At 40.5% G+C, this 21,024-nt stretch carries 21 protein-coding genes; 13 read left to right on the top strand and 8 right to left on the bottom strand.

Going from position 1 to position 21,024, the window contains the following annotated elements; genetic code table 11:
* Window positions 1–480 precede the first annotated feature (480 nt).
* The 7 genes from fdxB (at window position 481) to V7K40_RS07755 (ending at window position 7,269) form a co-directional block, all read left to right on the top strand.
* Window positions 481–774: a ferredoxin III, nif-specific gene (fdxB, locus tag V7K40_RS07785; protein WP_334958286.1), complete on the top strand. Its 294-nt coding sequence runs from the start codon at window positions 481–483 to the stop codon at window positions 772–774.
* Window positions 775–1,296: 522 nt separating this feature from the next.
* Window positions 1,297–2,286 carry a cytochrome c oxidase subunit II gene (locus tag V7K40_RS07780; RefSeq protein ID WP_334958284.1) on the top strand — a complete coding sequence of 330 codons (990 nt, stop codon included), beginning with the start codon at window positions 1,297–1,299 and terminating at the stop codon, window positions 2,284–2,286.
* Between the two features lie 270 nt (window positions 2,287–2,556).
* The gene (gene ctaD, locus V7K40_RS07775) at window positions 2,557–4,245 is read left to right on the top strand and encodes a cytochrome c oxidase subunit I (RefSeq protein WP_334958282.1); all 1,689 of its coding nucleotides are present in this window, start codon (window positions 2,557–2,559) and stop codon (window positions 4,243–4,245) included.
* Window positions 4,246–4,692: 447 nt separating this feature from the next.
* Window positions 4,693–5,292, top strand: a complete 600-nt coding sequence (locus V7K40_RS07770) for a heme-copper oxidase subunit III (RefSeq protein ID WP_334958482.1) — start codon at window positions 4,693–4,695, stop codon at window positions 5,290–5,292.
* A 71-nt stretch (window positions 5,293–5,363) separates the two neighbouring features.
* Window positions 5,364–5,849: a hypothetical protein gene (locus V7K40_RS07765; protein WP_334958280.1), complete on the top strand. Its 486-nt coding sequence runs from the start codon at window positions 5,364–5,366 to the stop codon at window positions 5,847–5,849.
* A gap of 202 nt (window positions 5,850–6,051) precedes the next feature.
* Window positions 6,052–6,663, top strand: a complete 612-nt coding sequence (locus V7K40_RS07760) for a cupin (protein WP_334958278.1) — start codon at window positions 6,052–6,054, stop codon at window positions 6,661–6,663.
* Between the two features lie 96 nt (window positions 6,664–6,759).
* A complete protein-coding gene (locus tag V7K40_RS07755; protein WP_334958276.1) occupies window positions 6,760–7,269 on the top strand; it encodes an ArsC/Spx/MgsR family protein in 510 nt (169 codons plus the stop codon).
* 413 nt (window positions 7,270–7,682) lie between these two features.
* Here V7K40_RS07755 and cysK read toward each other — a convergent pair whose 3' ends face one another.
* Complete coding sequence (gene cysK, locus V7K40_RS07750) at window positions 7,683–8,642, bottom strand: cysteine synthase A (protein WP_334958273.1); 960 nt, start codon at window positions 8,640–8,642, stop codon at window positions 7,683–7,685.
* Window positions 8,643–9,667: 1,025 nt separating this feature from the next.
* On the opposite strand from cysK, the gene V7K40_RS07745 reads away from it, so the two are divergent.
* The 6 genes from V7K40_RS07745 (at window position 9,668) to V7K40_RS07720 (ending at window position 12,801) form a co-directional block, all read left to right on the top strand.
* Window positions 9,668–10,090, top strand: coding sequence for a hypothetical protein (locus V7K40_RS07745; protein WP_334958271.1), 423 nt, complete (start codon window positions 9,668–9,670; stop codon window positions 10,088–10,090).
* 39 nt (window positions 10,091–10,129) lie between these two features.
* The gene (locus tag V7K40_RS07740; RefSeq protein WP_334958269.1) at window positions 10,130–10,411 is read left to right on the top strand and encodes a hypothetical protein; all 282 of its coding nucleotides are present in this window, start codon (window positions 10,130–10,132) and stop codon (window positions 10,409–10,411) included.
* 2 nt (window positions 10,412–10,413) lie between these two features.
* Complete coding sequence (locus V7K40_RS07735) at window positions 10,414–10,725, top strand: hypothetical protein (RefSeq protein ID WP_334793021.1); 312 nt, start codon at window positions 10,414–10,416, stop codon at window positions 10,723–10,725.
* 320 nt (window positions 10,726–11,045) lie between these two features.
* Window positions 11,046–11,408: a hypothetical protein gene (locus V7K40_RS07730; protein ID WP_334958267.1), complete on the top strand. Its 363-nt coding sequence runs from the start codon at window positions 11,046–11,048 to the stop codon at window positions 11,406–11,408.
* A 21-nt stretch (window positions 11,409–11,429) separates the two neighbouring features.
* A complete protein-coding gene (locus tag V7K40_RS07725; RefSeq protein ID WP_334958265.1) occupies window positions 11,430–12,437 on the top strand; it encodes an LLM class flavin-dependent oxidoreductase in 1,008 nt (335 codons plus the stop codon).
* Entirely contained in the window at window positions 12,427–12,801 is a 375-nt protein-coding gene (locus V7K40_RS07720) for a hypothetical protein (protein ID WP_273768407.1), read from the top strand. Before V7K40_RS07725 ends, V7K40_RS07720 begins: the two co-directional genes overlap by 11 nt.
* A 336-nt stretch (window positions 12,802–13,137) precedes the next feature.
* Here V7K40_RS07720 and hypB read toward each other — a convergent pair whose 3' ends face one another.
* From hypB to V7K40_RS07685, 7 genes are all read right to left on the bottom strand, one after another.
* Entirely contained in the window at window positions 13,138–14,004 is an 867-nt protein-coding gene (gene hypB / locus V7K40_RS07715) for a hydrogenase nickel incorporation protein HypB (protein WP_334958263.1), read from the bottom strand.
* On the bottom strand, window positions 13,995–14,336 hold the full coding sequence (gene hypA / locus V7K40_RS07710; protein WP_334958261.1) for a hydrogenase maturation nickel metallochaperone HypA: 342 nt from the start codon (window positions 14,334–14,336) through the stop codon (window positions 13,995–13,997). The genes hypB and hypA overlap by 10 nt, the downstream gene beginning before the upstream one ends.
* A 21-nt stretch (window positions 14,337–14,357) precedes the next feature.
* On the bottom strand, window positions 14,358–15,461 hold the full coding sequence (gene hypE / locus V7K40_RS07705) for a hydrogenase expression/formation protein HypE (protein ID WP_334958259.1): 1,104 nt from the start codon (window positions 15,459–15,461) through the stop codon (window positions 14,358–14,360).
* Window positions 15,462–15,535: 74 nt separating this feature from the next.
* The gene (gene hypD, locus V7K40_RS07700) at window positions 15,536–16,720 is read right to left on the bottom strand and encodes a hydrogenase formation protein HypD (RefSeq protein ID WP_334958257.1); all 1,185 of its coding nucleotides are present in this window, start codon (window positions 16,718–16,720) and stop codon (window positions 15,536–15,538) included.
* Window positions 16,721–16,923: 203 nt separating this feature from the next.
* Complete coding sequence (locus tag V7K40_RS07695; RefSeq protein ID WP_334958255.1) at window positions 16,924–17,184, bottom strand: HypC/HybG/HupF family hydrogenase formation chaperone; 261 nt, start codon at window positions 17,182–17,184, stop codon at window positions 16,924–16,926.
* Between the two features lie 81 nt (window positions 17,185–17,265).
* Window positions 17,266–19,614 carry a carbamoyltransferase HypF gene (gene hypF, locus V7K40_RS07690; protein ID WP_334958253.1) on the bottom strand — a complete coding sequence of 783 codons (2,349 nt, stop codon included), beginning with the start codon at window positions 19,612–19,614 and terminating at the stop codon, window positions 17,266–17,268.
* Window positions 19,604–20,821: a hypothetical protein gene (locus V7K40_RS07685; protein ID WP_334958251.1), complete on the bottom strand. Its 1,218-nt coding sequence runs from the start codon at window positions 20,819–20,821 to the stop codon at window positions 19,604–19,606. The genes hypF and V7K40_RS07685 overlap by 11 nt, the downstream gene beginning before the upstream one ends.
* Between the last annotated feature and the right edge of the window lie 203 nt (window positions 20,822–21,024).

Here is a 21,024-nt window from a genome sequence, read left to right as displayed (position 1 = left end):
TATACTGTTTATTTAGATTTATTTGCCTAAAAATAAATTTAGTTGAAAAAGAATATCATTACTTTTATAGATATAGTTACATTTGCTAGAAATAATAGTTAAATCGGCGGTTAGAAACTGCATCTACATAAGGCTTTACCCACGGAGGTAGGTTGTAAACCCTCAATTTTTCCTTCTCTCGTTCCTATGCTCTGCATAGGAACGCTTGATTAGGGGCTGCTCCAGTCAAACATTGAGTCAGAGACTCTATGAATGCGTTCCCATACGGAGCATAGGAACGAGGAAAACTTAAACATTCGTAATTATTATTGTGAATAAATTTCATCTATTATTTGAAATAAAAAAGAATGTAAATTTGTGTTCAAGGTTATCGAAATTTGATGAGACAAAAGTAAAATTTGAATATAAATAAAGAAAAAATTAGGATAATATGATTAAAGTCCAAACAGATTGACAGGCAAAATTGCCGAGGATTTCTTCATGGCACAACTCACTGGTTTGACATTTGGCGGTAAGACTTGGACACCAAAATTTGCTCATGAAATTGACAAAGAAAAATGTATCGGCTGTGGCAGATGCATTAAAGTATGCGGGTACAATGTGCTAGGTTTGAAGGCACTCAATGAAGAAGGGGAATTTGTGGAAGATGAAGATGATGAAGAAATTGAACGGAAAGTAATGGCAGTTACTTCTCCAGATAACTGTATTGGTTGTGAAGCGTGTTCACGGATTTGTCCCAAGAACTGCTACACCCATGTTGAATTAAACAATTAAGGTTTTTGGAGTTAGTCGAAATTGTTGTTCATTCAAGGAGGCACTGTTTGTATAAAGCGCAAATGCGCTAGGCAAGGTAACTTGAGGGGAATACTCAATATTTACTGGAGCTAGATAAAAAGTTCACAGTAAACAAATCCGTAAATCGCAAATTGTTAGCTATTAACAAATTTAAACTTGCTGCTAATATAGCCTAATCAATATTAGGACTAACAGTGCCCTCTTGGAACAACTAGCTTTTCTGGAAGCAGGGGGCTACCTTTGTCATAGGAGTGGAAATATAATTTGTAATTTACTGGGGGAAAGATATGGAAAAAATCTGGAAGTTTCCCCCCTTTTTTCTAGCTGCACGTTAGAAAGTTAATAAGTGAAAACAAAAAAACGCTGCCCTGTGAAAATGTAAAACCTAGTAGTTACAAACAGGGAATGGGAAATGGGGAATAGGGAATAGATAACAATGCCCAATGCCCAAAACCCAGAAAATCACACCTTAAAAGACGGTTTACAAAGCAGGTAGCATGTATGCAACAAGTTCCTGTTTCACTATGGACTCTGGTTGCTGGGATAGTAGTTACAGCAATCAGCATTTGGATTGGTCAAAACCACACTCTCATGCCGGTGCAAGCATCGCTACAAGCGCCTATGGTAGACGGTTTTTTCAACGTCATGTTTACCATTGCGATCGCACTCTTCTTGGTGGTAGAAGGAACAATTGTACTTTTTTTGATTCAGTTTCGTCACCGTCGGGGTGACGATGGCGATGGCGTGTGGGTGGAAGGCAACGTTCCCTTAGAAATCTTTTGGACAGCAGTTCCAACAGTGATTGTCCTCGGCTTGGGCATCTACAGTGTAGATGTTTTTAACCGAATGGGAGGCTTTGAGCCTGCGGGTCATCCTCATTCAGCAGCTCATGTTGCTCATATGCCGGGAACCGCTCTGGCTGCTACATTAAGCGATACCTCCCAAGCAACAACTGCCCCCTCAATTGCCCCAACAATTGGTATTGGTGCGTCTCCCAAAACCCTAGACAAACCAGCCGACTTAGTTGTTGATGTCAAAGGGATACAGTACGCCTGGTTATTTAACTACCCCGATAGTGGCATTACCTCTGGGGAATTGCACATTCCTGTCGGTGCTGATGTGCAACTCAACCTTTCAGCACAAGATGTAATTCACTCATTTTGGGTGCCAAACTTCCGCTTGAAACAAGATGCACTTCCCGGTATCCCTACTGAACTACGATTTGTTGCCACCAAACCAGGTACATATCCCGTAGTTTGTGCTGAGTTGTGCGGTGGTTATCACGGTTCAATGCGGACACAGGTAATTGTCCACACACCAGAAGAATATAAAAGCTGGCGGACAGAAAACCAGATTGCTCAAAAGGAAAACCTAAATCAAGTCGTTGCTGTTAATCTAGCCGACTTATCAACATCAGAGTTTCTCGCACCCCACACCCATAATATGGGAATTAGTGCAGCAACTCTAGAGTCAGTAGTCATGAGTCATTAGTCAAACGATTTTGGATTTTAGATTTACGATCGCGCAGCGTAAAGCCTTCTCTACGAGAGGCTGCGCCAACGGCATGGCAACTCTTAGAGACGCTACGCGAACGCTTAGAGCGACGTAGGAGAGTCTTTTAGATTGGTTCCACCCAGAAGGGACGGGACATAAACCAAAAAATTCTTTTAATCCAAAATCCAAAATCTAAAATTGCAGGTCAAGAGTCACATTTAATTGCTTTGGACGTTTGACCCTGGACTTTGCATAGTGGTAAAAAATATGACGCAGGTAGAATTTCCCCGGAATACTCCACCAGAAGAAAATAAACCGAAAATGGCAGTTGGCCACACCTCCCATCCGCAGGCGTGGAAATGGCAAGACTATTTTACATTTAATGTTGACCACAAGGTTATTGGTATCCAATACCTAGTAACGGCGTTCGTGTTCTATCTGATCGGCGGACTGATGGCTGTTGCTCTCCGTGTCGAATTAGCAACACCAGAAGCAGACTTCCTCGACCCCAATCTGTATAACGCTTTCATGACCAATCACGGGACGATTATGATCTTCCTGTGGATTGTCCCCAGTGCCATTGGGGGATTTGGTAACTTTTTGGTGCCCTTGATGGTTGGTGCTAGGGATATGGCTTTCCCGAAGCTGAATGCGATCGCCTTTTGGTTAAATCCACCAGCAGGGGCGCTCATATTAGGTAGTTTCATTTTTGGCGGTTCGCAATCGGGTTGGACAGCTTATCCACCCTTGAGCTTGGTGACAGCACCAATTGCTCAAACTATGTGGATACTTGCGATCGTTTTAGTGGGAACTTCCTCAATTTTGGGTTCGCTAAACTTTGTGATCACCATTTTGTTGATGAAGGTTCCTAGCATGAAATGGGATCAAGTGCCCTTGTTTTGCTGGGCAATCTTGGCAACCTCCCTGCTGGCGCTTCTCTCCACACCTGTATTAGCAGCGGGTTTAATTCTGCTGTTGTTTGACCTTAACTTTGGTACTTCCTTCTTTAAACCAGATGCAGGCGGTAACGTTGTAATTTATCAACACTTATTCTGGTTTTATTCCCACCCGGCAGTATATTTAATGATTCTGCCCATCTTCGGCATCATGTCGGAGGTAATTCCAGTTCACTCCCGCAAGCCAATCTTTGGCTATAAAGCGATCGCTTATTCTAGTGTAGCAATCTGCGTTGTGGGTTTGTTCGTCTGGGTACACCACATGTTTACCAGTGGCACACCCGGTTGGATGCGGATGTTCTTCACCATCTCGACGCTGATAGTTGCAGTTCCCACTGGCGTTAAGATTTTTGCCTGGGTTGCTACCCTTTGGGGTGGTAAAATCCGCTTCACCAGTGCGATGCTTTTCGCCATTGGCTTATTGTCCATGTTTGTCATGGGCGGCTTAAGCGGTGTGACGATGGGAACAGCGCCCTTTGATGTTCATGTCCACGATACATATTATGTTGTAGGACATTTCCATTACGTTCTGTTTGGCGGTTCCGTGTTTGGCATTTACGCCGGTATTTATCACTGGTTCCCCAAAATGACAGGACGAATGCTGAATGAAAACTTGGGACGCATTCACTTTGCCCTCACCTTCATCGGCACTAATCTGACCTTTTTACCCATGCACGAGTTGGGTTTGCAAGGAATGCCGCGACGAGTGGCAATGTATGACCCCCAATTTATCGACCTCAATAAAATTTGTACCTATGGTTCAATTGTTTTGGGGATATCGGTAATTCCCTTTGCCATCAATATTATCTATAGTTGGCTGAAGGGGCCCTTGGCTGGTGATAATCCTTGGCAAGCTTTGACCTTAGAATGGACAACTAGCTCGCCACCTGCAATTGAAAACTGGGAAGTGTTGCCGGTTGTGACTCATGGGCCTTATGACTACGGTCATGATAATAGGCTTGAAATACAGCCATCTGCAACGCCGGAAGCTAGTGCTTAGTTAGTAGAGTGAGTACTGCGATCGCACTCAAGGTGACTGCAATTTCTAGTCATTTGATTTGAGAACTCGAAACTCCAAGCTTGGAACTCGGAACTTGAGCATTATTACTCGAAACTCCAAGCTTGGAACTTGGAACTCCGAGATTAGAACTCGAAACTCCGAGCTTGGAACTCGCAACTCCGAGATTAGAACTCGAAACTCCGAGCTTGGAACTCGAAACTTCGAGCTTGGAACTCGGAACTTGAGCATTATTACTCGGAACTCCGAGATAAGAACTCGAAACTCCGAGCTTGGAACTTAAAACTCGGAATTTTGAGAATTCCTGAACAAGTGAAGAGTTTGGTTAAATAAGGATTTTGGATGAGGAATGAAAATTTGCCGCTTCACACTTCATTCTTTATTCAAGCTTCCACAACAGACACAGTGGATAATATTGTCAATAAATCTATGACTATAGCTACAACAACGAGCGAAGATCACAGTGTAGGACACGAAGAACATCCAGATTTAAGAGTTTGGGGACTATTGACGTTCCTCGCCTCTGAATCCCTGATGTTTGGAGGATTTTTTGCCACTTATTTGTTTTTCCGAGGTAGTACAGCAGTTTGGCCTCCAGAAGGAAGTGAAGTAGAATTACTTGTGCCGACGATTAACACCATTATTCTGGTGTCCAGTAGTTTCGTCATTCACTTTGGTGATACGGCGATTAAAAAGAATAATCTCAAGGCAATGCAACTGTGGTATGGAATTACTGCAATCATGGGCGCAATTTTCTTGGGTGGTCAGGTTTATGAGTACTCGACTTTAGGATACGGCCTGACTACTAACGTCTTTGCCAACTGTTTTTATATCATGACCGGGTTCCACGGTTTGCACGTTTTTGTGGGACTGTTATTGATATTACGTGTATTGTGGCGATCGCGTCGTTCTGGTGAGTATTCTGCGACTAATCATACTTTCATCGAAATGACAGAAATTTACTGGCACTTCGTAGACATTATCTGGATTGTGTTATTCACCTTGGTGTACGTTCTCACTTTGTTTTAACAAAAGTTAGGAGTGAGGAGTTAAGAATTAATAACTCCTAACTCCTAACTTTCCATCTCCAGGAGTTTATTATGCAAGTTGATCCCAATAGATTCTCATGGTTCCAGGTTTCAGAGGACATCAAAAATTTATTAATTTTAGCTGCACAAAACTGGGAAAATACATCAGAATCAGAAAAGTATATTCAACAAGCTTTAGCCGAAACTGGTGGAAATACAGATGTATTGGTAGCAGCCTATAGATATTTCTATTATAAAAATAATTATTCTCTTGCTTTGCAAACAACAGTTAAATTATTAGATAAAATTAAAGAACGAGAGAAATTTCCTGATGACTGGGAGCAACTTAAGCCTATATTAGTCAATCGCAAAGAAGACCCACAAATCCGATTGTACTTAAATGCTTATGCTGCTTCTGGATTAGTCCTAGCAAATTTAGGAGAACTTGAGCAAGCAAAAGAAATCAGCACCAAAGTCAAAGAAATAGACGAAAAGAATGATTTTGGAGCCGGAATTCTCCTGGATATTTTGACACGTCCAGCAGAAGAAGATGATTAATTAGTTAAGAATCAAGGTGAACAATCATGAACAATTGGTTATCTACTACATCGTATTCCTCTTACTCCCTCTTGGGAGCGGGTACTAATAGTAACTCTATCATTCCTCCTATTAACGTACCTACTAAACTGGATGTAGGCAGTGTTCCTAATGTCTCTCCAATCCTTGTCCTCCAGTCTTATAAGCTATCATTTTAAAAGTTATGAAAGGTAAGGATTGGCTGCTAACGGGGGACGGTCAGTATCAAGCCTGTAAATCTGTGAGAGCATGGGATTTATTGAGAGAAAATTACCGCCTTTATCGGTTTTTAACCGAGGTGGAAGATGTTCTCAATAGCGTTGACGATGAAGCCAGTCGTCTACCAGAACTTCAGATGCTCGTAAGGCGCTTGATAGTAAATTCTTACTGGGTGCGAAGTCAATATTTAGAGCCTTCGCCCAAAACGGGAACCTCTGTTTCACTCCTATACGATGAATTGGGTTTTCCGTTGACAGTGCAAACAGTAACATTTGCACCAGGTACCCGATCAACCATTCATAATCATGGGACATGGGGAATAGTGGCGGTGTTAAAAGGTCAAGAAAAAAATACTTTTTGGCGACGCACCCATAGCCCAGAATTTCAGGACAAAATTGAACCTACGGGAGAGATAACTCTATTTCCAGGGGATATTGTCAGCTTCGTTCCCGATGCAATTCACAGTGTAGAAGCAGTCGGTGATGAACCAACTGTGACTTTTAATGTTTATGGCGAAACTGATCCGAAAGAGAGATTTGAGTTTGACTCAGTTACCGATAAGGCTAGGAATTTTTAATTAGGAATCGTCAGGATTAATTTCATCGGTTCGTAGTTGGCGCTTTAGTGAAGACAGCGCCAACTACAAATAATTGAGTAATTAGGAGGTAGTTAAATGGCAAGAGTAATTTTCTATAGTAAACCAGGCTGTCAAGGTGGTACTAAGCAAAAAGTTTTGCTAACAGCTGCTGGTCATGAGGTGGTAGCATACAACCTGCTAACAGAACCTTGGACAGTTGAGCGTTTGCGTTCATTTTTTGGCGATCGCCCCGTAGCGGAATGGTTTAATCCTTCCTCCCCAAAGGTAAAATCTGGTGAAATAGTTCCTGAAAAAACTGATGCAGAAACCGCTTTGCAGTTGATGTTGAGAGAGCCACTATTAATTCGCCGTCCTTTGTTAGAAATAGGCGATCGCCGCGAGGTAGGATTCGATGTACAAAAGATTGATGCTTGGATTGGCTTAAAGCCTGCGGACGAATCCTTGCAGGAAATGAGCGAAAACCTGATGAAGCAAGATTTGCAAAACTGCTCCCACGGTAACGATGGTGGTCATAAACACCATAAGGAAGGTGGCTGTAACCATCATGGTCAGCAACATCAAAAGCAAGGCAGCTGCAACCATTAGTACAGGATTTTTGCAGTGATGTAATCTGTTAAGGGACTGACAAAAAATAAATTATCCAAAATTATTTGTACATTTGTAGGGGATCTTGACCTTACGCCCCTACGATGGGATGTTTTTTTAACTGGAAGTCCCTAAAACCTGATATCATATCCGCCAAATTACCCATAAGAACCCACCCCCAACCCCTCCCCGCAAGCGGGGAGGTTAGCTCAAGCGCAGCTTTGGCAGGTGGTAGTAGCGTTTTGGCGTCAACTAGTGTTGAGGTTTAACTAGCGATCGCCCAAAAACACCGTTAAGGTATATAGCTAACTGAACAGTAGAGTTAGGTAGTCGAAAGTATATGTAAATATTATTTAGGAGCCAGAATTCACGAGTCTTCTGGCTCCTAACTTGTTGGATCTGTTCAAGTTTCCTTAGCGGACGCTAGCAGTTTCTAAGGACAAGTCTTGAAACATGGGTGTGCTGAGGTAACGTTCTCCAAAGGAAGGCTGAATCATCACGATTAAACGTCCGGCATTTTCTTTTCGTTTACCTACTTGGATTGCAGCACACAAAGCTGCACCAGATGATATCCCAGACAATAAGCCTTCTTCTTTTGCTAAACGTCGCCCATAGGCGATCGCTTGTTCATCGCTGACTCTAATTACTTCATCAACCAATTCTAGACGCAGAACATCTGGGATAAATCCGGCACCAATACCTTGAATTTTATGTGGCCCGGCTTCACCACCAGAGAGGACTGGGCTGTTGCTGGGTTCAATTGCGATCGCCTGAAAAGTCTGCTTACGCTGTTTGATTACTTCTGCAATACCAGTAATTGTCCCACCAGTACCTACCCCAGCAATAACGATATCCACTTCCCCGTCTGTATCTGCCCAAATTTCTTCTGCGGTGGTTTCTTGGTGAACTTTGGGATTAGCAGGGTTGCGGAACTGTTGCAGCATAAAAGCATTGGGAGTATTAGCCACAATTTCTTCGGCTTTGCGAATAGCTCCCCGCATCCCCTCAACACCTGGTGTCAATTCTAAAGACGCACCATAAGCTCTGAGCATAGCTCGTCGTTCTTGGCTCATCGTCTCTGGCATTGTCAAAATCAAACGGTAGCCACGCGCCGCTGCTACCATTGCTAGAGCAATTCCTGTATTACCTGAGGTAGGCTCTACTAAAATGGTTTTTCCAGGGAAAATTGAGCCTGCTGCTTCTGCTGAGAGTACCATACTTAACCCAATGCGGTCTTTCACCGAAGCCGCTGGGTTCATACCTTCTAATTTGACAACTATTCTTGCTACTACTCCCTCAGCTTGAGGAATCTTGTTCAGTTGAACTAAAGGAGTTCGTCCGATAAGTTCTGTTACATCTTGAGCAATTCGCATTATTTAACTCCTAAAATCCTAAATCTAAGTACAGAGTATTTACTTGTAACAATAAGCTTTTGTGTATTTAATTTTTAGTTTAGTGTCCATGAGTGCATATACTATATATTCTAACTCAACCACAAAAAATGAAAGTTTAGCAAGAACTTTTATCCGATGTTCCCATTGATTCTCACTTCAGCAGAGGTCTAGCAAGCCATACTTCTATTTTACCATTTGGAATTGCTAACTATTGCCTCTTGGGCTGAAATTCAATTTATTTAATTCTGTATATATAATTTTTACGGTTTTTTCCATATTTTCTATTTGTTATGGAAATATAATTTACTTTCAAAACATTTAATTGTTTTTCCTAATTTATTAGTATATCTTTATCAAGAGACATTGATATTTGATTTTGAGTGCAGGTTTTGTTTGCTCAAAATTGCATCAAAAATAGTCCTTAACCGTTGCTTATATTGCTTTGAGGTTGAGTGCAGAAATACCAGAACCCCACCTCGTAAATACTAGAACCCCGTCCTAAAAACACTAGCACCCATACCCCAATAAATTTTTGTAAGACTTATCAGATGGGAATTACAAGCTTTGAGTACTATTCTAATAAATTTAATAATCTTAACAGGGCTAGAGTAAACTGTTTTGTGGAGAGCGGCTGATATAAATCGTATAGGATTTACGCAGAGATTCCCCTCTACCCCCCAACATTCCTGAGCGAAAGCTTAGTGAACTAGGGGGGACTTCTTAATCTCTCTTTTTAGAGTAGGATGAAACCATATTCTTTGAATCTGAGTGCGTTATTTATGACTGAATAATCCTACATTTTGTGATAAGCTTGGTAACTTTTCAGTGGTCAGTGGTCAGTGGTAATTAGAAAAATAACTGACCACTAATGATTGTGAAAATTACCTATTACATATATTTTAATATCAAAACTGTTTGAGAGGTAGAAATATATAACTACTTTGGATAAACAGCAAAAGATATTTTCTTACTGGGTGCATACTACCTAGCAAGGGAGAGCCAAGATGAAAGCCAAACTTTTAAATGTTCTTATAGTTTGCGTAGTTACCTTAGCAGTGCTTTCTCCAGAACTAATAGTATTTGGTATAGTTTGGGAGCGACATCTGGAGTTAGTAAAATCCCAGAATTTAGCCTGCGAAGTTAACAATACTAGTACAGATGCTCCCACCTTGGCTCTCCAGACAGAAGGTACACATTCCCCTCAGACTAGCATCCAATTCTCTGACCGTAATGTAGTTCATCAAATGCTGACTGTTGCTGAACAATATAAATTTACCACTATCCTGCAATGGTTCTTCTTGTTAACCCCTATTTGTATTGGGTTAGGGATTCTCTTTTACGACAGATATCTTGTTCATCGTGCGGCTGTTTTAAAAGAACAAGTTGAAATGTTGGAAAGACTGTGGCAGCAAAGTATCGAACAGTAACCAATTCGCAATTTACTCACTCAAATCAACAAAAATACCATGACAGAACAACGCGAACAGCTGTATTTTAATCTGATTGATGAATTACTTAAATGCCCGAATGGTCAGGAACCAGAAGTTTTGGAATCTCACCCAGAATTGATTGATTCTGGCTTAGTAGAAACAATCCTACAAGTAGCAACTATGTTTGCCCATGAAGGCAATCAAGATGGTGCACAATTTTTATTTTTTGTGGGGCGTGAGCTAGCTAAAGAACTCGGTTTATACCCGGAAGTTCCCAATACTGAAGTTGCAAATCCTGAAGCTGCAAATAAGGAGTAAAAATGCTGTTGACTTCAACTGATGCGGGACAAATAGCTTTAGAACTGCTCATGGCAGATTGGAACATTTCAGAAGAGAATAGGGAGTGGTTCACAATTTTTAACTCTCGTCTAATTGGCGAGAGTTGGTACACTGTGGAACTAGGTGTACAAGGATTTCCAGATAGATGGTTTCTTCAAGTATATGACAATGGAGTGTGTGATCCAAACTATACATTTATATCACCTATCGGTGGTTCTGAAGGATTCACAGATGTCAAAAATGTGCCAGATATCGTAGCAGAAGTCTTAGTTTGTGAACGGAATACTCGATAAGAAAACTTAATAACTAAATCTGAGGAATTCAAAATTTAAATGTGTTATTTCAATGCAATTTGTTTGAATTCATAATTTTCAATTGAATGTAATTTGTGTTTGGGAATTAGGTAATTTCAGGATAACTGTTTTCAGCCTTAACCTCAATACTTTTATATTTAATCACTAATAAAAGTGTTTAACGCAAATATGAGGTGTAACTTATTTGATTACACCTCTTTTTTATGTAGTACAAAATAGAATATTTAATATTTTATTCAAAGTATATAAGCTATTTTGTCATATTTAATTGACACAATTATGTTATATTAAATAGCGTGATGGACGCTACAGAAATCTCATTTCAAATGATTGCTGAAGACATCTTAGCCAAAGAGTTTACAAGAGTCCTCAACCATTACTACCCGCAAGTTGGGGAATTACTAAATGGGTGTTATGTAAAAGTGATCACCTGTTTTTGGGGACTGCCTGCCAGACGCTTGCAATATATAGGAATTTATTGCTCTGATGAAATGATTTCCTATGTGCAGGCTCACAAAGAAATACTCAGAGAAGTAGCAGACAACATGGGTCTAATGCAAGTAGTCTGCATGAATGCCAAGCGATTGTTGCGCGATCCGATGTCGAAGCTCAAAGAAAACAACCCACGCCTATGGTTGGAGTTGCAGTGGGTTGCCACCTAAAATAGCGATCACAAATAAGTAATGAAAACTGGAATTTTCTGCAATTACGATAATCATCACCAAGATGCTCGTCGTGCCATCTTTGAGCAAGTCGCGCTGGTAAAACAGGCAGAAAGCTTAGGTTTTGAGGAAGCCTGGGTGAGTGAACACCATTTTAGTGAATCCAATCTCAGCCCGTCGATGTTGGTTTTAATGGCACACCTAGCAGGATTGACTTCAACTATCCAGTTAGGGACTGCGGCGGTGTTACTGCCATTCCATAACCCGATTAGGGTAGCGGAAGATATTGCCACTTTGGATAACCTTTGCAATGGACGATTATTATTTGGAGTTGCCAAAGGCGGCCCCTTCCCCCAACAAAACAAGCATTTTGCGACACTCCCAAGTGAATCCCGTCCCAAGATGCTAGAAGCGATCGCATTGATTCAGAAGCTGTTATATGAAACTGATGTATCATTTAATGGGCAACATTATCAATGCGATCGCCTGACAATTTATCCAAAACCATTGCAGAGTCAAATACCAGTGTATGTTGCCACTGGCGGTGATGACGGGATCGAGTTTGCCGCGAAACATTCCTTCAGCTTGATGGGTGGGCCGCCGTTTTCTCTGGAGAGATTGAAGAATACTCTTGCCAAATATCGAGCCTTAAATTCTGGTGGTGCAGAAAACTTCGTGCTGGCACGCTTTTTTTATGTTGGCAAAACATCTGATGAGGCAGTGAGTGAGGCATTACCTTTCATCCGCCAATTTAGCCAGAAAATGAAAGCTAATTCGGCTCAATTATTGCAGAATAGTGCTAATCCCAACCAAAAACCATTTGATCGCACAAACATTTGTTTCGACGAAGATTATTTGATTGAGAACTCAATTATCGGTGATGTGGAGACTTGTCGAGACAAAATCAAGAAATTTCAAGACGAATTAAATTTAGGTACACTAGCACTCAAACCCTCGTCTTCAGATATGCAAAAAAACCTGGAGAGTATGACGCGCTACAACCAAGAGGTGCGAAATTATGTCTTCTAAACTATACCTGCTTCCTCCCGATGATTTACCTCCCGCTGAGGTGACAAAACAGGATGGAATGTTGCAGATGGAACTAGAACAGTCTACTGGCAGATGCTTTTATCAAGCCTGCGATCGCATTACGCGAGTACTGTTATCTAATTGTCAGTGGTATCTTACAACAAATGCTAGCATCCTAACACTAATAATTGACTGCCCTGACATCTTATCTTACTGGCATATAGTCAGCAATATTCCCCAGTTGGGTAATAGGTTAGAGCGGTTTGCTACAAATGGCAAAATCCGCGTTTATCCCCCATTTGGCAAAGGGATGCCGTTTGAAATCAGCATAAATGAAATATCAGCTTATCGAGATTGGCTTTGAGGTAAATAACTACGAACTGGGAATCACACAAAATATAGCTTATTCATCCTTATCGCTGTCTTCCACCCTGTACTCCTAAAGTGCAGGGTGTTGCAATTTTAGAAGAGTTACATTGTTGTCTGTATTTTCTTGTTATTTCAGATAACTCAGAGTCTATGTACTAGCAACCTATAGATAATTTACTGCAAGATTGATAAAAATTGGCTAGCTCAGAGCTACCACCATTTACATAGGTTTTTAAGATTATCTATCTCTTTATTTGCGTCCAACTCTTGAAGACGCTGCACGAATGCAGTACCCTACGGGTAGCTGCTTTGCGTCTACGTTAAAAAAAATTTAGGTATTCGTCAACTGGGAAGAGATTAGTGTTGACAAGTTTGTTACCTTTTCAGTTAGCCACGTATACCAATTCTCTAAGCCAGCACCAGTAGTTGCAGAAACTTGAAAAATCTGAATTTTAGGATTTACTTTTTTAGCATATTCTATGCACTTTTGAACATCAAAATCTACGTAAGGTAGCAAATCAATTTTAGTGAGAATCATTATGTCACTAGCACGGAACATATGCGGGTATTTTATCGGCTTATCTTCTCCTTCCGTGACGGAGAGAATCACGACTTTTGCATTTTCTCCTAAATCAAATAAGGCTGGACAAACCAAATTTCCCACATTTTCAATCATCACAACTGAGTTCAGAGGCGGATTCAGTTGTTGTAAACCCCTGTCTATCATTGATGCATCTAAATGACAGCCTGTTCCAGTGTTAATTTGGATGACTTTAGAACCTGTTTCTTTAATTTTTTTGGCATCGTTAGCAGTTTCTTGGTCGCCTTCAATAACACTAATAGATAATTGATGCTTTAAATCATTGATAGTGCGAGTTAAAAGAGTTGTTTTCCCTGCACCGGGAGAACTCATTAAATTTAAGGCGAGAATATTTCGACCCTTAAACCATCCCCGATTTTGGGCAGCTAGGAGGTTATTTTTTGCTAATATATCCTGTTCTAAGGATATCGTTGTGTTGTGTATTTTGGCATGAACTTGAGATGCTTCTCTATCAGTGTCGTGACTGTGGGAATGAGTGATGACACTACCATCTGGTAAAGTGTGAGTATGATGATGGTGATTATGTTCAGCTTCACCTGTTTCTAGATTGGTAATTTTAGTTTCGCCATCATCAGAACAACCGCAAGTTACACACATAATTCCTCTATTTCTATTTCTTTAATTTTCAGTTCTTCACCAGTAATTAAATCTAATTGCACGCTACCACAGTTACAAATACCAAATGGTTTATCTAAATAAATTTCTGCACCGCATTGGCGACATCGCCCTAAGCCAGGAATTTCTAAAATTTCTAATGTCGCCCCTTCTAAAACTGTACCTTGAGTGCAAATATCAAAACAAAATCGGATAGCGTCGGGCATAATAGCTGAAAGTTTACCAATTTCTAATAAAACTCGTTGCACTTTTTCGCCTTTGGCGTGTTCAGCTACAATTGCTACAATATTTTGAGTAATTCCAAGTTCGTGCATACTATAAAATCTATTAAAAGATTAACAAATTCGTGGCAATTGGTCGCCTACCAACATATCAACAATCCTTTCAGCACCAAAAACTGTTTGTAACAATACGATACCTGGAGGTGAGGTAATAACTTCGCCAATAATACAAGCATCTTTACCTGCTGGATGGGATTTCATAGCTGATAAAATTTTGTCAGCATTCTCTTTTGAAACCACCACAACTAACTTACCTTCATTAGCTAAATACAATGGGTCTAAACCAAGAATTTCACAAACTCCGTTGACTTCTTCACGCACTGGGATAGATTCTTCGTAGAGACGAATTCCTACATCGGAACTGAGAGCAAATTCATTTAAGACTGTAGCTAAACCACCACGTGTAGCATCTCGCATAGCATGAACTTGGGGACATGCATGGAGAATAGTTTCTACTAAACTATGCAACGACTGACAGTCACTTTCAATATTAGTTTCTAAGGCTAATTCCCCACGAGCAATTAAAATTGCTGCCCCATGATTACCTAATTCACCATTAACAATTATGGCATCTCCAGGTTGAATATTGTGGGCGGAAATATTAACTCCTCGCGGGATAATACCAATACCAGCAGTATTAATAAAGAGTTTATCGGCAGCACCGTGATGTACAACTTTTGTGTCACCAGTAACAATTTGAATACCAGCTTTTTTCGCGGCTGCTTTCATACTGGCTGCTACACGTCGTAAGGTTTCTACAGGTAATCCTTCTTCTAAAATGACGCTACAAGTTAAATATAAAGGTTTAGCACCGCTGACAGCTAAATCATTAACTGTGCCGTTGATAGCTAATTCTCCTATATCACTACCGGGAAAAAATAACGGGTCTACAACATAGGAATCTGTAGTAAATGCAAGTCTGTCTCCTTGTTGCAAGAGACTAACTAAGTTGAAGCTGGCTTGGTCTTCTAATTGTGAGAGAATCGGGTTATCAAAATTGCTGACAAAGATATCATCTATTAAATCACGCATGGCTTTACCACCGCTACCATGTGCGAGAGTTATATGAGTATCTCGCACTTTTCCTTGGCGACGGCGGACTTGTTCCATTTTTTTAAACAAAGAATTTTGTGCTGGATTGGTGGGAGAAATATTCATATTAAAATTGATTTTTTAAACGCAAAGGAACGCGAAGGGAAGCGCAGAGGTACGCAGAGTATTTATAAGATGTATTAGTCGGAAGAGAAGCCGCAGGCGGGGAGAGGTTCTTGAGTTATAGTTAGTTTTGGTTTTTGGGTGATTGTTCTTTTGGCAATCGTAGAGAGTCGCCCATATTTGTAATAAGCTGCACAAGCACCTTCAGAAGATACCATGCAAGTACCAATGGGTGTTTCTGGTGTGCAAGCTGTACCGAATACTTTGCACTCCCAAGGCTTTAAGACTCCTTTGAGGATTTCTCCACATTTACAAGCTTTATGGTCGGCTACTTTGAGATTAGGAATGGTAAATTTAAGTTCGGCATCAAATTGGGCATATTCAGGTTGAATTTGTAATCCTGAATAGGGAATATCACCTAAGCCGCGCCAATCAAAACTATCTCGCATGGCGAAAACTTTGTTTATTGCTTGTAGCGCTACTGTGTTTCCGCTTTTTTGGACAATTCGGTTATATTGGTTCTCGACCTTACAACGATTTTCTACTAACTGTTGCAATAGCATCCAAATCGATTGAAGAATATCTAAGGGTTCAAATCCTGAGACGACTATTGGCTTATTATATTGTTGGGAAATAAATTCATAAGGGTCAGTGCCAATTACCATGCTGACATGGCCAGGGCCAACAAATCCATCCAGTTGCAAGTCAGGATTATCTAATAGTGCTTTCAGGGCGGGAACCACGAGGACGTGATTGCAAAACATACTAAAGTTATGAATTCCTTCGGCTGCGGCTTGCAGGATAGTGAAGGCGGTGCTGGGGGCTGTGGTTTCAAAGCCTAAGGCAAAGAAGACTACTTCTTTATCGGGGTTATCTCTGGCAATTTGCAGGCTGTCTAGGGGAGAATAGACCATACGGATGTCTGCGCCTTGTGCCCTAGCTTGCAGTAAAGTGGTATTAGAACCCGGAACTCGCATTGCGTCACCAAAGGTAGCAAAGATGACGTTATGATTTTGGGAGATTGCGATCGCATCATCTAATCTCCCTTTTGGCATAACACATACTGGACAACCAGGCCCATGAATTAGTTCAATGGCTTCGGGTAATATTTCTTCGATACCATATTTAAATATTGAATGGGTATGTCCGCCGCATACTTCCATGATTTTGATGGGTTTTTCTAGCTGGTGGCATAATTTGGCGATTTCGCGGCGGATGGCTTCAGCTTTTTCAGGTTCGCGGAATTCATCAACATATTTCATAGGTAGTGAGGAGTAGTGAGTTTTATCTATCAGTTAATTTCGCTTTTATGGTAATGAGTTTTTTTAACGTAGACGCAAAGCGGCTTTCCGCAGGTACCGCAAAGGACGCAAAGGGCACGAAGAAAAGAAAAGAAAAGAAAAGAAAGGCATGAGTTTTAAACTTTTTCTCTGTGCCTTTGCGTGAGACCAAAAAAGTCTATTATTTAAGTACTAATCCCTGTTTGTACTGCTGCTAATTCTTGCAAGAGTTGTAATGTTTCTGCGGCTTCTTGTTCGTTAATTCGATTCATGGCAAAGCCAACATGTACTAGTACCCAATCCCCAATACAAGCTTCGGGGAGATGTTGTTCATCTACGATACAAGCAATATTTACTTCGCGCTTAATACCAGCAATGTTAACTATGGCTAATTTATGGTTAACATTGGTAATTTCTATAATTTGTCCGGGGATTCCTAAGCACATTTTTCTTTTTTAAGATAAACGAACCACTGAGGCGCAGAGAACGCAGAGGAAATTATTTCTAAGGAAACAGTTTGTCAAATATCAATACTTATGTATTAATTGTGCGGCTGCAATAACTGCTTGTCCCAAAGATAACCCGCCGTCATTAGCTGGAACTAAGCTGTGAGTAAGTACTTTTATTCCCAAGGTTTGTAATTGTTTGGTAACTTGCTCTAACAATATACAATTTTGAAATACTCCTCCTGTTAGGACAACCTGATTAATCAGATTTTCTTGACAAAGATGCTTAACCATCTCCACAATCGCATTAGCTAAACCTTTGTGAAACTTTGCAGCTATAACTTGTTCGGTAATTTGCTGCTGTAAGTCATTGAGCAAGGCTTGCCACATTTGACGCGGGTCTATACAATAAATACTATCTGAAAATATAAAATTAAAAGGATATTTTGGCGTTTCTTTATGATTATTTAAGCTGCTTACATCTACTATAGCTTCCATTGCAATCGCAGCTTGTCCTTCATAGCTACATTCATCTCTATAAATACCGATAGCCGCTGCCACAGCATCGAACAACCGCCCCACTGAGGAAGCTGGAGGAGAGTTAATCCCTTTCTCCATAAGTTGATTGAGTAGCTTTAGTGGTTTTTTATTCAGAAATTTTACGATTTCTAAATCACTATATTGTTGTTGGCAATCATTCCAAAGGTTAGCAGATATTAATTGAGCATAGGTATTACGCCAAGGCTGATAAATTGCTTGTTCACCACCAATCATTGCTACTGGTTTAAATGTTGCTAGTCGCTGAAATTTTCGGTAATCAGCTAAAATAAATTCTCCGCCCCAGAGTGTACCATCATCACCGTAACCTAAACCATCTAAAGCGATGCCTAATACCGGAGGTGAATCTAGAGGAATACCATTTTCTACCATGCAAGCAGCGATATGCGCGTGATGATGTTGAATTTGATGAATTTTGATTTGATTTGTATCTGCGAGTTCTTTTCCAAGTTTGCTGGAGAGATATTCCGGGTGTTTATCGATGGCAATTATTTCTGGTTTATGTTCAAATAAATTTAAGTATAAATTCAAAGTGTCTTGGTAAGCATTGAAAGTCAAACCATTTTCTAAATCTCCCAGATGTTGAGAAAGAATTGCTTCTCCTTCACGCAATAGGCAAAAGGTATTTTTTAACTCACTACCCATTGCTAAAATTTGCGGCACATTCTGAAATCCTAATGGTAAAATAATCGGTGCTGGTGCATATCCTCTGGCACGGCGAATTGTTTGAGCTTTATTGCCGATAATCCGCACAACTGAATCATCTACCCGATTAATAATCTCTCGATTGTGAAAGAGAAAATAATCAGCGATTGTCCCTAATTTTTCTCTTGCTTCGTCATTATCAATACATTGTGGTTCATCAGCAAGATTGCCACTTGTTAAAACAATTGGGCGATTCATCCGCCGCAAAATTAAATGATGTAAGGGCGTATAAGGTAGCATAAATCCGAGGGTATTTTGCCCGGATGCTATCGATGGTGCTACTACTTTTTTACCTGTCGCTTGTAGTAAAACAATTGGTGCAGCAGGACTTGTCAATAATTCTTTTTCTTTGGCGTTGATAGTGCAATACTCTTCAATTATCTCAATATCTCGCGCCATTAAAGCAAAGGGTTTGTGATAACGCCTTTTGCGCTGACGCAGTTTTTGTACAACAGTTTCCTGAGTTGCATCGCAAGCCAGATGAATACCACCTAACCCTTTAATTCCCACAATCTCACCCTTTTGCAACAGGGTACAAACGGCATCAACATCATCCATCATGGAAAACATGGAAGCAGTAATCGATTTCCCATCGGCGCGTTCTAACCAAGCTGTGGGGCCGCAAGCATAACAAGCAACGGGTTGGGCGTGAAAACGGCGGTTTTCGACATCGTGGTATTCCTTTGCACATTCTGAACAGATGGCAAACGCAGACATACTGGTATTGCATCTGTCGTAAGGAATTGCACGAATAATACTCAGGCGGGGGCCGCAATGAGTACAGTTAGTAAAGGGGTAACGATAAAAGCGGCTAAAGGGGTCGAATATTTCTTGTTGACATTGCGGACAAGTAGCTGCATCAGGGGTAATTTCTGTTTTGATGGCACTACTGACGCTAGTAGAAATCACAAAATTATCAAATTTTAATTCACGTTCATAAATAATTCTTGTTAGTTGATTAATTCTTGCCAACGGTGGACATTCTGTTTGCAATCTGGCAACAAATTTGGTTATTGCTTCCTCACTACCAGATACCCTAATTAAAACACCTTGACCATCATTACAAACATCTCCCTGCAAACCAGAGGCTTTAGCAAGACGATATACAGTAGGGCGAAATCCTACTCCTTGAACAGTACCACGAACTCTAATTTCTTCAGTTGGCATAGTTAAACTGCCACAGCAATATTCGGTTATTTCCAGAATCAGCTATTATCGTTGTATTGCCACAAATTTTTATTCCGTAACACCAATTTAAGCTATCTCGTTTAGGTAGTCCGAAATTACGATTTTCACCTTTACTTTGAAAATTTGTTTGTCCTGCCAACCCATTTGCTACTGCACCTTGCAGTGATAAAATTGATTCTGGTTTTCTCCATCCTAACAAACGGGAATTAGCAGTATCTGCAACTACTAACCAATCCTCAGTTACCCCTACACCATAAGGCATACTCAAGCTACTAGCACTAGGATAATAAACTCCTTGATTCATTTCCACAAAATCAAAGTTTTTTTGTCCTAAAACCACTGCACAAGGGGTATTATTTTCTGTTGGTATTCCCTGCCAAATCATTACCCGGTGATTACCTGCATCGCTGATAACCAGATTTTCTCCCCAAAAGGTGATATCGTGACACCAACGCATACTCGCTGCGGTTGGAGAAGCACCGCCGTTTTCATTGCGAGATATCATATTTGGTTGTCCCAAAACTAAATCAGCGGGTTGACCATTTTCTGTTGGTAATTGATGCCAAATTAATACCCTTCGATTACCAGTATCAGCAATGAATAATCGTCCTTGATGATAGAAAACACCATAGGGCCAGTGCATTGTATTGGCTGATGCTGCTTGATTTCCTCGATTTGGTTCATTCTCAGTAAAATTAACTTGCCCTAACACCAAATCCGCTGGAACATTGTTATCTTCAGGTAAGTTTTTCCAAATCAAAACCCGATGATTCCAACCATCTGCTACAGCTAATCCTTCGTCGCAAGCACAAATCCCTGTTGGCACACTTAAGGTTGCACTTCCCGGTGTACTTTTAGCATTTTGTCCTTCATGATAAAAGTCAGGTTGTCCAATTACCCAATCAGCAGGTTGACTATCTCTCGTGGGTAAATTCTGCCATCCCAATAATCGATGATGTCCCGTATCTGATACCCATAAGGGGCCAGTTTCTGATAACAAACAAGCAGCACGAGGCCCGAACATTGTTGTGGGACTGGGTGCTACAGGTATCACTAATTGTTGTGGTTCAATAATGTTGCCTAAAATTACCTCTGCACCTTGAGGTGATAGAGGTAAATATTGAGAAATTTCTGTTGCTTCTGGCGGTAATTGTGATATAGGATTAATTTTGATTGGGATATCCATGAACCGCAGATAGACGCTGATAATTATTTAAAATCATTAATGTTTAGAAACATGTAACAACAGTAACAATTTTGCCTGATATTTTTATTTTAAATCAAGTAAAAATATTAAAAAAACTTCCGTATTAATCAAGATTAAAAGATTTCTGCAAATCTTCAGTGGCTTTTGCTACATAGCGATATTTGTCATGAGTGCGGGATGTA

This window comes from Nostoc sp., from assembly GCF_036917195.1.
Taxonomy (GTDB): domain Bacteria; phylum Cyanobacteriota; class Cyanobacteriia; order Cyanobacteriales; family Nostocaceae; genus Nostoc.
The sequence above is the reverse complement of the archived record's forward strand: the minus strand, read 5'-3'. Positions and strand labels throughout refer to the sequence as shown.